We start from the raw sequence: 13,819 nt of genomic DNA, 5'->3' as shown, positions 1-13,819 counted from the left end.
CTACTCCTTCTCGGCCACGAAGGCGGCGCGGGCGAGCCGCACGACACCGTCACTGTAGGTTCGAACACCGGTCACATCGACCGAGTGGCCGGTGATGTTTCGCTGGCGGTACGTGTAAATGAGCGGAACGTCTTCGTGCACGAGCTCGACGACCTTGCCGTAGAGCTCGGCGCGCTCGTCGATGTCGTTCAGCTGTGCTGCGCGCACGAGCAGATCGTCCATCTCGGGGCTCGAATAGCCACCGTCGTTGTTGCCGCCGCCCGTCATCAAGAAGTTGGCCATGTTGCCGTGCGGATCGATGCGGCCCGACCAGCCCAACTGGATGAGGTCGAACTTGCCCTGCTTTTGCATGTCGAGCAGCGTCGAGTACTCGACCGGGTTAATGCGCAGGTCGAAGCCGCCCTCGCGCACGCTCGCCTGGAGTGCCTGCGAGTAGCGCAGCGCGTCGGGCGAGTTGGCGACGAGCATGTCGACGCGCAGCGGGGTCTCGATGCCGGCCTCTTCGAGCAGCGCCTTCGCCGCTTCAGGGTCGTAGGTCGGGCACCCGGTCGACGCGTCGGTCGCGTACGGGGTCGTGGGAGCGACCGCGCTGCACGCGGGGTCGTACCAGTTGTTGAACACCGAGTTCACGAGCGCCGGCCGGTCGATCGACAGGTCGAGCGCCTGCCTCACGCGCGCGTCAGAGGCGAGTGGGCCCTCGCGCTGCTCGACGGGCTGGCCCGAGCCGTTGGCGTTGCCGATGTTGATCGTGAGGCCCTGGTAGCCGAGCGAGCCCGACTGCAGTAGCTCAAGATCGTTCTCGAGCAGCAGCGCGTCGGCGTCCTGCGGTGAGATCGAGTCGGCCACGTGCACGTCGCCCGAGCGCAGGTTTGCCGCGCGAATGTTCGCGTCAGACATGATGCGGTAGCTGATCGTGTCGAGGTGAATCTCGTCGGCCGCATAGTAGTTCGGGTCGCGCTCGAGCTCGATCGAGGTCTGCGGAATGCGCTTCACGAACTTGAAGGGCCCAACGCAGCTCGGGTGCTCGGCGAACTCGCCCTCTTCGGCAAGCGCCGTGGGCGACATGATCATGCCCGCGCGGTCGGCCAGTGCCGCCGTGAGCGGGGCGAAGGGCGTGCCGTACTCGATGACGACGGTGGTGTCGTCGGGGGCGCTCACACGCTCGATCGGCCCGAGCTCGGTCTTGCGCACCGAGGCCTCGTGCGTGAGGTTGCGTTCGAGGGTTTCGCGCACCGCATCGGCATTGAAGGGCGTGCCGTCAGAGAACACCGCGCCCTCGCGCACCGGAATCGTCACGCGCAGCCCGTCACCGCTCACCTCGGGAAGGTCGGTCGCGAGCTGGCCCACGATCTCGCCCTTCTCGTTGATGTCGTAGAGCTTCTCGCACATCGAGCTCATGACGAAGCGCGTGTACAGCGACGTCGACGTCGTCGGGTCGAGTCGGTCGGGCTCTGACGAGAGCGCCATGACAAGGTCGCCGCCCTCTTTCGCGGTGATGCCGTCGGTGGGCGCCTGAACGACGTCGGCCCGCTGGCTTGCCTCGGGTGGGTGCTGAATGGGCACGCACCCGGTCGCAGCGATGGCGAGCACGGCAAAACCAGCCACACCCATCAGTTTGCGGGACGCACGTGCTCGCGTTCCGTCTGTTTGCATGGTTCTCCTGACTCCGAGTTCGCCTTCGCTGGCGAACGAGACTGCCCATAAGTGTATACAAACTTCGGGGCATTTTCACAGTTTTTGTATACAAACAAGCTCGCGCGACGGGCGCGTGCTGGCACAATCGAGGCGCTTCGGAGGCGCGGCAGGGCTCTCGCCGGGCTGGTGCTTGCCCCGTGATGCGCCGGGGCCGATCCGCCAACTATTGCCTGATTTTCGGCGTAGAAATCGGGTTTTCGGGGCGATTCGGCGCGAAAGTCAGGCAAAGGTTCGCTCGGGCGCCGACACCGCGCCGCCCGGCTCGCATAGCCCGTTAGTGGCGGATCGCCGACTCACCCTGCGCACGAGCCCGTGCCCGGCGGCGGGCAATCGCGAGCGCGGCCCAGCCCAGGGCGGCTCCAAGAATCGCGCCGAGCGTGTTCGAGAGCCAATCACCGGTCGAGCAGCTGCGGCCAAGGGCGGGCACGAGCACCTGCACGGTCTCGATGAGCGCAGACCCGGCCGAAGCAACGATCGCGGTCACGACGGGGCGGCCGCTCACGAGCGCGGCGAAATAGGCCAGCGGAACAAACATGGCGAGGTTCGCGAAGGGCTCGACGTACTTGGGCAGGGGCAGCATCCACTCAACCTCGCACACCATGCTCATCTCGTACCCGGTCGGCGTGAACACGAGCGCCGCCACGGCGAGAACCGCGAGCGCGAGCAGCACCCGCGTGAGCCCCTTGCGCGCCAGCAGCCACGGCCCGACGAGCACGCTCACGATCGCGAAGCACAGCACGACGGTGGGGGTGACCCACGGGTATTCGACGAGGTATGTGGCGAGCAAGGGCGCTCCTTTGCGGCTGAAAGGGTGTTTGCAGAGTAGCAGTGCGCGGTTGACGGGGGCTTCGCATTCGCCCTAGGCTTTTCACATCGGGGTAAAAGACTGCGCCGCGTGACCCACGTCACGATCGGCGCAGCGCGTACACACGGTGCATCGGCGCCGTCACTCCTTCACTTGACTGAAGGAGCACTGTGCCCTCACCCGACCACGCCCCACGCCCGCACGCCTCGCTGCGATCAGCATGGCTGCCCATGACCGGCCTCGCTGCCGTGTTTCTCGTCGAGATGCTCGACAACTCCATCTTGAACGTTGCCCTGCCGTCGATCGGCCGCGAGCTGGGCGCCTCGACCGCGGCCCTGCAGTGGATCACCCTCACCTATAGCGTCGTGTTCGGCGGTCTCATGATTGCGCTTGGCGGCCTTGCCGATCGCTTCGGACGCCGCCGCATGATGTTCGTTGGCCTCACCATCTTGGCCACAGCGAGCCTCTCGGTGCTGCTCGTCACCGAGGTGTGGCAGCTCATCGCGATTCGCGCGGTGACGGGCGTTGCGGCCGCAATGACCGCTCCCGGCTCGATGGCTCTCGCTTTTCGCCTCTTCGCCACCGACGAGCTGCGCGTGCGCGGCATGAACATCATCGCGACGGTGGGCCTCGTCGGCATGGCCGTCGGCCCCGTCGCCGGCGGAATGATACTCGCAATTGCCCCGTGGCAAGCCCTGCTCGCGATGAACGCGCCGATCGCGCTGCTCGCGTTCGCCGCGATCGCGAAGGGAATAGCGGCGGATCGCCCAGCCGATCTGCACCGCGCCCCCATCGACATCACCGGTTCGCTGCTCGGCACCGCCGCGATCATGGGCGTCATGCTCGTGCCCACCGCCTTCACCGAGGCGGGCGCTGCCTCGCCGCTGCCATGGGTGACCGTCGCGGGGTCTGCCATAGCCGCCGTACTCTTCGTCGTGCGCGAGCGCAGTGCCACGCACCCGATCATCGAGCTCGAGCTCATCGCGCGCCCCCTCGTCGCGAGCGGGCTGCTCTTTAAGGCGGCCGCCTCGCTCGCGGTGGGCGCGCTCGGCTATCTCGTGACGCTGCACCTGCAACTCTCGCTCGGTTGGAGCCCAGCGCAGGCCGCCCTCGGCATGCTGCCCCAGGTCGTCGTGCTCATCGCGGGCGGCGCTCTCGTCACCCCGCTCGTCGCCCACGTCGGCATGACCCAGGCTGCCCGCTACGCCTCGACGCTCATCGTCGCGGGCCTCGCCGTGTACGGTCTGCTCGGCACCCGCTCATACCTGTGGATCGCGCTCGCGCTCACCCTCGTCGCCTTAGGCATGCGCGTCGTCGCGGTCGTTGCCGGAACGAATGTGATGCGCGGCCTGCCCGAAAACCGCACGAGCGTCGGGGCGGCGCTCGCCGACACTGCCGGCCAGGTGGGCACCGCTGTGGGCCTCGCCCTCGCGGGCACGACCCTCACGGCACTCTTCGCAGGTTCCCTTGCCGCCTCATCGTGGAGCCCCGACCAGTATGCCGAGTTCGACACCGCGGTCACGGTGGCTGGCGCGGTGCTGGCAGCCGTGACCGCCCTGCTCGTGGGTGCGGGACTGTGGCTTTCGCGAAAGAGTGAGCGGTGAGGTGCGTACGTGTTTAACTTGCCAGCATATCCTTCACCATCGGCACAACTTTCTCGCCGTACAGTTCGACGGTGCGCTGCTGTGCCTCGTGCGGAACCGGCTGGTCATACTTCAGATCGAACCGGTCAACGCGCAGCGTCTTCAGTGTTTCAGCGATCTTCTTCGCGACGGTCTCTGGCGACCCCACGTACAGCGCACCTTGCTCGATCTCTCGTTCGAAATCGCCAACCTGTGGCGGGGGCCAGCCGCGTTCGCGACCCATTTGCTGGCGCATCTTGATCCACCCGGGGCGCACGATCTCGCGCGCGGCCTCGTCGGTCTCGGCAATGAGGCCCGGCGAGTGCACCGCGACGGGCTTGCGCGGCGTGCCGAGCTCGTCTTGCGAGCGCTCAAAGAGGTCGATGTAGGGGGCGAAGCGTGCCGCGGGCCCACCGATGATCGCGAGAAACAGGCCGAACCCGTGCCGCGCGGTGCGCACGACCGACTCGGGGCTGCCGCCAACGCCCACCCACGTCTTGATGCCGCCCTCGGTCGTCGGGAACACGCGCTGCTCGGTGAGCCCCGCACGTGTGGTGCCCGACCACGTGACTGGCTCCTCTTTTAAGAGCGCCGCGAGTAGCTCGAGCTTCTCTTCGAAGAGCACCTCGTAGTCTTGCAGGTCGTAGCCAAACAGGGGAAACGACTCGATGAACGACCCGCGCCCCGCCACAATCTCGGCCCGCCCCTTCGACACGGCGTCGAGCGTCGCAAACCGCTCGTACACGCGCACTGGATCGTCAGAACTCAGTACCGTGACCGCTGACCCGAGCCTGATGCGCTCGGTCTGCCCCGCGATCGCGGCGAGCACCATCTCGGGGCTCGACACCGCGTAGTCGGGCCGGTGATGCTCGCCTACCGCAAAGAAGTCAAGGCCGAGCTCGTCGGCAGTCACCGCATCACTCACCAGATCGCGGATCACCCGTGGGTGCGCAACCGGCTTCCCTTGCGCGTCGATCGTGACGCCGCCGAACGTGTCTAGGCCGAATTCGATGTTGGTCATGGAGGGTGTAACGCAGGTGTGGTTAGCTTATTCCTTTTCGCGATGGCTGTGCGGAAGGGAATAGGACGCACTTGTACACAGTCTCTACTGAGGGTGTCTTACGGTGGGCAGAACCCCTCGGCCTTGCTTTGCTGGGTTAAGCCTGTCTGCTCGTTAGTGTGAAAGTGCCAGAACTAACTGGTGCTTAACCGTGATGGCCATCGGCGAGGCCTTCGGCGAGTTTCTCGAATTAACGGGGGGGGGGGGGGGTAATTAGGTCATTACTGCAAGACGTAAAGGATAGTCGCTTGGCCACCTCACTGAACTATGTTTCACGGCCTTCTACACATAGTTGATACTTACCACTCGCACTTTAATTCCACGGCTCTCTAGCTCATCAAACACGCGTACGAGTGAAACCTTGCTGAAACTAAATAGGTGGTCCGCCGTGAGCTTTCCGCCTTGTTGTCTTGGCCGGATTGCAAAGATGACTTTTCGAGGCTTCATACCTATGAGATCAGGATCACCTTTACGTTCTTTGACACGCTCTCGCAATTTATTGCGAGCCTCTTCGTCGTATTGTAGTGAATGGGCGGAGTTTCCCCCCTGTGAGAACAGGTGGCTCAATGGCGCAGACGAGGTAGCCGACTTCACGTGTACGTAAACATCCTGTTCTGTAATCAGGTCACTGGCCTCGAAGCCACGTTTGTTTTGAGTCGTCTGAATAAGCTTTCTATCCATCAGAACCGCACCTAGAGCTTTTGCGGTTTTCTTGTTGTAGGCTTCCTCGTTATCTGGGGCGGCCCAAGCAGGCATGGTGATACCTGCCTGCATTGCAAAGATCTGCTGGACACGATCATCCAGCAGCTTCGCGTAATCAAGATCCATCGCGAACCATTGCCCGTTGTATAAGAAGTACCGTAGTCCGTTTATTTCTTCCTCGTAAGCCACCCACTTGCGTAGGGGTATTTCCGCACTGATGGGCTCGTTGCCTTCAGCGTCCGAGAATAATTGGATCTTGATGAGCTCCAACCAATCAAACTCTCGATCTTTCATAAGCTCTAGAATCAGCTCTGCGGTCGGTAAACCTGGGCGAGGCTCTGAGTTTCCTACGCGTTTTACGCGGAAGGACTCGGGTGGCAAATTTTCATCAAGGTGCTCATGCGGCCATGTGGCGGCAATTTTTGACGCTCCCGCACCTTTTTGTAGTTCTGCCTTAAGGCGGGTATCCAGCGTGTTATGGAGGTGGCTCTTCCTCTTGACAGGTACTAGTTGCTCCAAGACTTCTAGCTCTGGCCGTGGATCTTGAGAAAGTAGGTTATCAAGTACGTTTAGATCAGATAGGAGTGCCGCAGGGCTCAGCCCAAGCGGCACCGAAATTGCGTCTGCCCCACGCACGCGGAATGCTTTACCGACAGTGAGGCCTTCGATTTCGGCTTTGCCTACAACACGGGTCACGAGCTCGCCGAACCCACCGATCCCAAATCCGGTCAGTCCTGCACCCGCAGGAATCGATGACCTGTCAACTTTGGCACGTTCGTCCAGTACCGTCCGCGTCAGTGAGCTTAGAAGGTCAGGGTCTGCGGACCTAATCGCCAGTTTCTGGCCGAAAGAGCTCTCGACCAAGGCCTGATCTAGAAGCAGCCATCCCATGCCCCAGGAGAGGGCCCACGTTGCTGCATCGCTGTCATCGTTTAACCTCAACAGCAAGACACCGCCGGCGGTCATGTTTTCAGCAGTCACTGCCACTTGGGTCAGCTGATGCACGCGGCTCGCCCACTTGACCGTCCCCCCGGCTCCGATTGACCCGTGGACCAGGACTGCATCCTGGGAACCTATTTTGCATTCCTCCACGGTGATCGCTGAGTCATTGCGGTACTTTTCCTTGACCGCCTGCTCTAGCTTGTCAGTGTGACGTAAACGATACAACGTCGTAGCTTGCGTCGTCGCCTTTGGTCGAGCCAATTTGTTAGCCTCTCTGGGTATGCCAGCCACCCCTTCGTATGGTTGGTCACTCTCATCCTGGCATCAGAATTGCAATTTGACTCTCAGCCGCGCTGGATTTCAGGCACGAGTGGAAAAGCCACGGCGGGATTGAAGTGAACGCGGTGTAATGACTACACAGAATGGGGCTCTCGAATGCTCAAAATTACGATGCGTGGGACTGAAAATTTTCTCTTAAGCTTATTAGTTTTGTCGCTGTTCAAGAGAGTATCCAGAATGGCTTGCTGGAGCTAGGTGAGAGCCTATCCATTTAGATGTTCATAAACACTCTTCATGATTTAGTTTGAGCGAGCTCCGGCTCGCCGGGGACGCTCCTTTAATTTGTTAATGGTCAGGAAAATGCAGAGCCATGTGTGTTAAAAAATCCGGGAAATGCATACTTTGCAGAACCGCGGATCGCAAGTTCGACTCTTGAACCCCAACGGGACCAGCCGCTGAACTTGTGAAACAAGGCAAAAGGCAGTCGGCGCCGGGTCGATCCACTGGCCGGTGCCGCGCGTGGTATCGCTGCTGCGCTCGATGGCATCGACCCAGTAATTCTCGATAGTAGGCCAGCGGCTATGTACGTCGTGACGGCTTTTGCTTTGACGGCCACGAGGCCGTCTTCTGCGATGTTGGCTGCGGAGAACTTTTCCTTCCTCTGGCTTGCTTGCTTCGAATATGAAGATACTTGTGGTCACCCCCGACACCAAAGAACAGATTTTCGGGAAGTTTTGCTACCTGTAGTAGCCGGTGGCGCCGCAGTATGCGGGACATTTGTGTTTTACTTGTCTTCTCCAACTTTTTATCGGGCAGAATAAAGCCACAGAGAGTGCCGCGGTCCACGCTGTTGAGAACATTCTCGACGTTTTTCATACAGCCGAGCTTGCTTTCGTATGGAGGGTTCATTAAGATCTTCGTCGCACGAGTGGTCTTCATCCATTGGCTGCCGCTCTCGGTTCGGGCGTCCATGTGGGCAAGGTTCGTCATCCCGTCCTTATGAATGAGCATATTCGCGCATGCGAGGGCGTAAATCTCCCGGTCAAACTCGATGCAGCAGAGCTGTTCTCCCTTGAATTGCTTGGCCCTCATTGTGTTTACACCCCTGCCTCGCGTATCATGCTGCTCATCGATTTGACGAGGAACGAGCCTGAGCCGGCGCAGGCGTTGTACAAGCGAGCGGATTGGGTGCAAAACGCGCATCAACAGCAGTTGGCTGAACCTTGGAAGCACTGCGAGAACCGCGCGGTTTCGTGGCAAAAGTCCTCGTGGAATCTGCTGAGTGCAAGCTGAACCAGTCGCGCTTCCAATGCTTCAGCGTTGAGCAACTTATCGGGAAGGGTGCGCTTGTACCAACGGATGCAGTGTCAGCTGACGTTCCGCTAAAGGTGTTCACCGCACCAAATGGTTCGGGTGTTCACTCATGCTGAACTTTCTACTGCACTGCTCTACGCATCCCCTTCATGCTCGGGAGGTTCCCACAATTCGATGGGAAGCGTTGGGCTCTCACGGAAACGTTTAGTGAGCGTCTTCGAATCGGCGATGCTAGCCACCGAAGCCCTCGCACGTGTAACGGCCGCATAGAAACTACATGCTCTTTTGTCCACCAATGGTTTACCAGTAGAGATGAGCGCTAGCATCGGCTGCGTGGGATAGATGATCACTCGGTCGTAGGTCAGATCTTTGACCTGGCCAATATTCGTGAATCCAAGATGATTGAGGTGTTTTCCTGATGCTGCGCTGCCACTCAGCGGAACCGCCCCATAGCGTTGAATGTAGTCATTCAGATGCGCCTCATTTACCAGGAAGACACCATCGTGGCCAGTGGTTTCTTTGTTGGCCGACGTTGTCGGCGCGAATCCCAGTTCTGCGGGGACGATCACGTCAGAGAAGCTCGCGATGACCTGGTTAGACTTGAGAGTTGTGGTCATCTCCTCGATAGCGAGACGTCCACTGTTTTCATGGTCTCGATACCAGCTCAATAGCTGCAACCGATCCGCGTTCTTGTTCCTGGCTGGCATCAGGTCGCTGTCAAGCAAGGATTGCCGAACACCGCCAACCATGACTAAACGTAGGCTCGTACAGTCGAGGAGCCGGGCCAGTAAGTCCAGACTCTTGCGACTGATGTCTTGCACTTCATCGATGATGATTTCGTCGTAGATTCGACTCAGTCGATGCTCGACCTTTCCTTGTGCCGCTTCGGCCACCTTAACGGAGAGCTCAGGCAAGCTCTCTCGATAGATCGAGCCGTTAGAAGAGAAATAACGTGCTTCACCTGCCAATCGGAAGTGGTTCTTCGGATGCAGGTCGCGGTCAAAAATGAATCCCGTGGGTCTGAGCCCATCGAAGAGGTACGGCAGGTACGGGCGCACGTAATGATTGATTAGGAACGCATATCAGCCAATGGCGTCAGGTACCTGGTCTGCACTGCAGGCATCGGAGAGCCTCGATATCAGCTCCTCCTGACCCGACTGGATCAGGGTGATGATCAGCCTGCGTTTGGGCTTGTCTCGATTTGCGCAGGTACACACGATGTGTTCGGTTTTGCCAGATCCGGTTGCAGCATGAACGAACAGGTGAGTCATGAGCCTGCTTGCGTATCCGCCATGATCGCAGCAATGGCATCACTGATGTACTTCGGAGGCGTTAACTGCTCATTGTCTTCCGCAAGCGCTAAAGCAGTGTCAGTCTTGTTGTTGGTCATCCACTGGAGGAGATCCTTACCGTTTTCCACATCGAGTATCCGGCGGATAAGTTCGTCGCTGTTTGTGTGAATCAATTGTGGTTCGAGGGTTTCACCACCTTCCTCTTCCCCAACGAAGAGTTCACGTCGGTCATCGCTCAGGTACTCGCTCAACTTTGCGCGAACATCGTCAGGGTTCTTGCCGTCGTTGTCACGGATCGCAACCATTCGTTTGTCGAGTAGTGTCGCAAGCTCGAAGCCACGCCTGAATGATGTGCCACTGATTGACATGACACCGACACCCAGGTCGAGGGGTTCCTTGCCATACTTGTCTGAGAAGAAACGGTTGAACAGAATCTCGTCGGAAGGCCCTTCAACGAGCACCATGCGGTCGGCGAGCAGGATTCAGAGGATGTCGAAGCCCGAAAGTTTTCGGAAGTATGCCGTAGTGGTGGCATCCATGTCGCTGAGCCTGTGAATACCTCCGTCGTTCAGGAGCGCAAGCTGATCAACACCTAACCGGTTGAGAACGTAAGAACTGTGGGTCGTGACGAAGACCTGCCGGTCTGCCTCCCGTTCATTGATCAGATTGAGTAGCACTCTCAGGCGAGTGTGCGTCAGGTGATTCTCTGGCTCCTCGACGAGCACATAGTTACTCTTCGAAGTCGTTCGATTCATGACAAGCGCCGTCTTGGCTACGGCTTGTTCACCTTGCCCGGACAGGCTGAACGGGATCGAGTCGAGGTCGGGTACGAGAGTCGCCTCGCAAGATGCTGCCCGCGACTGGTTGACCTGAACGCCCACCGTAGGCCCTTGCAGGCCTTCGGACTCCTTTGCCAACGTGCTATTTAGGTTGGACAGCATCTCGTGGCCGAGCTGTGAGCGCATCTTTCGGTGCTCGACAGCGATACTCGTGCGAGCGCGCTTATCTAGGCGCTCTTCAAGCAATTATTTTGTGTAGTAATCGAGTGCTCGCTCTGACCGGATCGTCTGACTATCGATAACCGCGATATTGAGTTCTTTGGGCTTTCGATGCATCACTTGTCAGTGCGAAGTCGTGCCACTCCAGCTGGTAGTACTCAACAGGCAGTACCCGTGGGCACTCGTCTGCGGCGAGATACTCCTCGAACTCCTGGGCATACTCGGTATCGGGGCGAGCGTGGAGAGTGATGCCAACAGAGTCGTGTTGTTTGAGCATGTTGTGAATGCCGCGCATCTTTTCCGCATCACCTCGTTCCATATCCAGGTAGACGTCGATTCGGAACTCAGGCGGCTTCGGCTTCTTGCCTGCTTCGAGGTCGTCGAAGAACGCGGCTACCAGGTCTTTGTTGAACCAATATGGGTTGAGTAGATCGCCCGCCCAGAGCCCACCGTTTACGCGGCCAGTCAGCGACATCGAGATAGCTTCAAGAATCGTAGGCTTGCCAGCCTCGTTGCCGCCCACGATGATGTTCATTTTCTTGTCGGGGGTCAAAGTCAAGCTCTTTGAAACAACGAAAGCCTCGAATGTGAACCTTGGTAATCACGACACCAGCTCCCCAATGTCTCGAGCCAGGGGGAGCGCTCGGTCGAGCTTGGCAGCAATGTGTTCTTGCTCTGCAACGGGCGGTAGAGGGATCGGAATCCCATAGAGGATCGTATTACTGAGGTTTGCAATGTTTGTCGTTTGAGTCGACTTTTCGGCGAATGCACCGCCAAGGAACAGTGTTCGTAGGACTGTATGAAGATATCGAGTGACAGCGGGTCGGTTATCAATCGCACGAGCAACAGTTAAGAACCCGCCGAATGTGCGCTCCTGAGCCTGATCCCAGTAGATCGATTTTCCTACTAACGCGGTTGAGTTTGCTGTTGACAAGATGGCATCACCGCGAGCTAGATACTGATCGGAGCGCTTAACGAACGAGGCGTCTACGAACACATCAGCGCTGTCTGAATACCTACTTTGCACCGACCCTGTGGTCAGACACCGGACAGCTCCAGTAAACGATTCCTTGTGTTTCGCTGACGCCGGGAAGATGATACCACGAATCAGTGTGACAAGCTCGCCCAAAGCGGGGTGCGCCCACGTCTTTGGCAGGTCGAGGGGTTCGTCTGTTTTATCCGCTGGTAGTAGTGGTTTCTGTTTTTTGACTTTGCCCTCCTTTCGAGTTTTTGGCGTTTGGTTTTGATGGTTTCGAGGAGTTCTTCTGCGGTGCCGTCTTCGGGGTGTTGCTTGGTGAGTTTGCCGCTGATGGCGGCTTGGAGGATCGCGCGTTCGATTGCTTTGGCGAACTCGTGGTCTAGATGCTCTCTCTCTTTCTCGAGTTCAGCAAGTTCATCGATGAGCGGCAGAACCTCATCAAGCTTTGCGATGATTCGAACCTGCTCCGCTAGAGGCGGAATAGGGAGTTGTAACTCAAGGATGGTTCCCAAATTGAGTTCTTGCTGCTTAGTGGTTCCGCTTGTCAGGTCGTCCATGTTCTGCTGAATGTGCGGCGACGAGATGAAGACGTCGACGAACCGGGGAAGAACCTCTGGGAAGGTTCGTATGACGGTAACGTGCGAATCTGCAGCCATCTTGCCAAAGTCACCTGACTCTGGCAGGACGGTTGACCGCCCTACTGTGCCGGTACCTGTCGAGTTCCAAAGAATGTCACCCGCACTCAGAATCCGATCCTGTGGAAGCGCCGCGAACGCCTCGGGTGCATACGGGCGTGCCAGAGCAGGATCGAACCCTGTCCAGCGTACACACTTCTGAGAGACCGCCAAATACGGGGAGACATCGGCATACGTTGGAGACTTGCCTCGCTGGGCATACCTTGTGGCCTCCCCGAAACGTGCCCATACCCAATTGGAGGGTATCTGGAATGGCCGATCTTCCTCCGTGACGGGTGGCAGCGGTTTCTGCTTCTTAAGCTTCTTCGCGTTGACCAGCGCAGCCCTTTCTGTAGCGATCTGCTCCAGGAGTTCTGTTGCGGTGCCGTCTTCTGTGCGTTGGTCGGTGAGTTTGCCGCTGATAGCTGCTTGGAGCACGGCGGCGCGGAGGCGGTCGGCGATCATTCTGTCACCGCCAGGAGTGCTTCGATCTGGGCGATCTTAGCGTCAATTTGCGCATCAAGTTCGGCTCGTTTGGCCTTATAGTCAGCGATGGTTTCTTCTGGGCTGAGTACGACCGTGGTTGCCCGTGGGAAGCCGCAGAGGTCAAGGTTGTAACCTCCCTCGATGAGTTGATCGGCGGTGAACAGCCTCGCTTTAGGATTGCCGTCTGCGTCCTGGATCTCTCGACGATCCACCCACCACTCAGCGGCGTCTGCCAGGTGTTCTCTCAGCATTGGCCTGGTCTTGGAGAACGCTTTGTAGCCTTCGGGGAGGTCTACTCGGTAGTACCAGGTCTCTTTGGTTTCGCCGGTGTTGTCGAAGAACAGAAGGTTGGTGGCAATGGAGGTGTAAGGCGAGAATACTGATCCGGGCAGGCGGACGATGGTGTGGAGGTTGAACTCCTTGAGGAGCCGTTCCTTCAGTGCGAGCTTCGCTCCGTCGTTGCTGAAGAGAAACCCATCGGGCAATACGACCCCGGCTCGTCCGTTTCGTTTGAGCCTGTAGGTGATGAGCGCGATGAAAAGGTCTGCGGTTTCAGAGGAACGGAACGTTTGAGGAAAGTTCGCTTTGACTGATTCTTGTTCAGTTCCACCGTAGGGCGGTTCCCTGCATTGTTCGCATGTGTTGTAACTTGACTCTTCGACCGGCCTGACCGCTACTTTGAAAAGTAACCATCTGTCCCTAAGCATCCGCGCGTCAGAGTCAGGATGTCTGTACTTCCCTCTTTACGCACCCCAGAGCGCCCGGACGAAAATCGAATCGTCTCCGCGATCGGGGCGCTAACAGTTGCAAGACACCCCCCATGATTTTTCTCCGCATGGACATAGCACGAGACTGTAGACAGGTTGTCCTCGCCATCAGCTGGGTAGTCGGCAAAAGGAGTGCGTAACCATCAATCGAATGTAAAGAATCTGATACATTGAAGAATAGATTAACTTGCACCTAATTCACGA

Annotated in this window: 13 protein-coding genes; 2 read left to right on the top strand and 11 right to left on the bottom strand. The window is 58.6% G+C overall.

All coding sequences use genetic code 11. The features are described from left to right. Positions 1-1,611 (bottom strand): ABC transporter substrate-binding protein, encoded by a 1,611-nt coding sequence (locus tag JSO19_RS05965; protein WP_442915709.1) that lies wholly within the window; start codon positions 1,609-1,611, stop codon positions 1-3. A 358-nt stretch (positions 1,612-1,969) separates the two neighbouring features. Beyond that, positions 1,970-2,482, bottom strand: a complete 513-nt coding sequence (locus JSO19_RS05960; protein ID WP_270910390.1) for a VanZ family protein — start codon at positions 2,480-2,482, stop codon at positions 1,970-1,972. 188 nt (positions 2,483-2,670) lie between these two features. Here JSO19_RS05960 and JSO19_RS05955 point away from each other — a divergent pair, with 188 nt between their 5' ends. After that, complete coding sequence (locus tag JSO19_RS05955; RefSeq protein WP_270910388.1) at positions 2,671-4,104, top strand: MFS transporter; 1,434 nt, start codon at positions 2,671-2,673, stop codon at positions 4,102-4,104. A gap of 13 nt (positions 4,105-4,117) precedes the next feature. Here the strand turns inward: JSO19_RS05955 and JSO19_RS05950 are convergent, their stop codons facing one another. Continuing rightward, the gene (locus tag JSO19_RS05950) at positions 4,118-5,143 is read right to left on the bottom strand and encodes an Atu2307/SP_0267 family LLM class monooxygenase (RefSeq protein WP_270910386.1); all 1,026 of its coding nucleotides are present in this window, start codon (positions 5,141-5,143) and stop codon (positions 4,118-4,120) included. Between the two features lie 321 nt (positions 5,144-5,464). After that, positions 5,465-7,087 carry a DUF6119 family protein gene (locus tag JSO19_RS05945; protein WP_270910384.1) on the bottom strand — a complete coding sequence of 541 codons (1,623 nt, stop codon included), beginning with the start codon at positions 7,085-7,087 and terminating at the stop codon, positions 5,465-5,467. Between the two features lie 1,017 nt (positions 7,088-8,104). Between JSO19_RS05945 and JSO19_RS05940 the strand changes: the two genes are divergently transcribed. Then, positions 8,105-8,398, top strand: coding sequence for a hypothetical protein (locus JSO19_RS05940; protein ID WP_270910383.1), 294 nt, complete (start codon positions 8,105-8,107; stop codon positions 8,396-8,398). 155 nt (positions 8,399-8,553) lie between these two features. Here JSO19_RS05940 and JSO19_RS05935 read toward each other — a convergent pair whose 3' ends face one another. The 7 genes from JSO19_RS05935 to JSO19_RS05910 form a co-directional block, all read right to left on the bottom strand. Further along, the gene (locus JSO19_RS05935; RefSeq protein ID WP_270910382.1) at positions 8,554-9,477 is read right to left on the bottom strand and encodes a hypothetical protein; all 924 of its coding nucleotides are present in this window, start codon (positions 9,475-9,477) and stop codon (positions 8,554-8,556) included. Positions 9,478-9,686: 209 nt separating this feature from the next. Next, positions 9,687-10,190, bottom strand: a complete 504-nt coding sequence (locus JSO19_RS05930) for an ATP-dependent endonuclease (RefSeq protein WP_333735222.1) — start codon at positions 10,188-10,190, stop codon at positions 9,687-9,689. A 3-nt stretch (positions 10,191-10,193) separates the two neighbouring features. Further along, positions 10,194-10,736, bottom strand: a complete 543-nt coding sequence (locus tag JSO19_RS05925) for an ATP-dependent nuclease (RefSeq protein WP_270910378.1) — start codon at positions 10,734-10,736, stop codon at positions 10,194-10,196. 46 nt (positions 10,737-10,782) lie between these two features. After that, positions 10,783-11,262 (bottom strand): ATP-binding protein, encoded by a 480-nt coding sequence (locus tag JSO19_RS05920; protein WP_270910377.1) that lies wholly within the window; start codon positions 11,260-11,262, stop codon positions 10,783-10,785. Between the two features lie 48 nt (positions 11,263-11,310). After that, the gene (locus tag JSO19_RS13120) at positions 11,311-11,838 is read right to left on the bottom strand and encodes a restriction endonuclease subunit S (RefSeq protein ID WP_442915677.1); all 528 of its coding nucleotides are present in this window, start codon (positions 11,836-11,838) and stop codon (positions 11,311-11,313) included. Then, positions 11,817-12,827: a restriction endonuclease subunit S gene (locus JSO19_RS05915; RefSeq protein WP_270910375.1), complete on the bottom strand. Its 1,011-nt coding sequence runs from the start codon at positions 12,825-12,827 to the stop codon at positions 11,817-11,819. Before JSO19_RS05915 ends, JSO19_RS13120 begins: the two co-directional genes overlap by 22 nt. Then, the gene (locus JSO19_RS05910) at positions 12,824-13,555 is read right to left on the bottom strand and encodes an HsdM family class I SAM-dependent methyltransferase (protein WP_270910374.1); all 732 of its coding nucleotides are present in this window, start codon (positions 13,553-13,555) and stop codon (positions 12,824-12,826) included. The genes JSO19_RS05915 and JSO19_RS05910 overlap by 4 nt, the downstream gene beginning before the upstream one ends. Between the last annotated feature and the right edge of the window lie 264 nt (positions 13,556-13,819).

Source organism: Leucobacter sp. UCMA 4100, assembly GCF_027853335.1.
Lineage (GTDB): Bacteria > Actinomycetota > Actinomycetes > Actinomycetales > Microbacteriaceae > Leucobacter_A.
The sequence above is the reverse complement of the archived record's forward strand: the minus strand, read 5'-3'. Positions and strand labels throughout refer to the sequence as shown.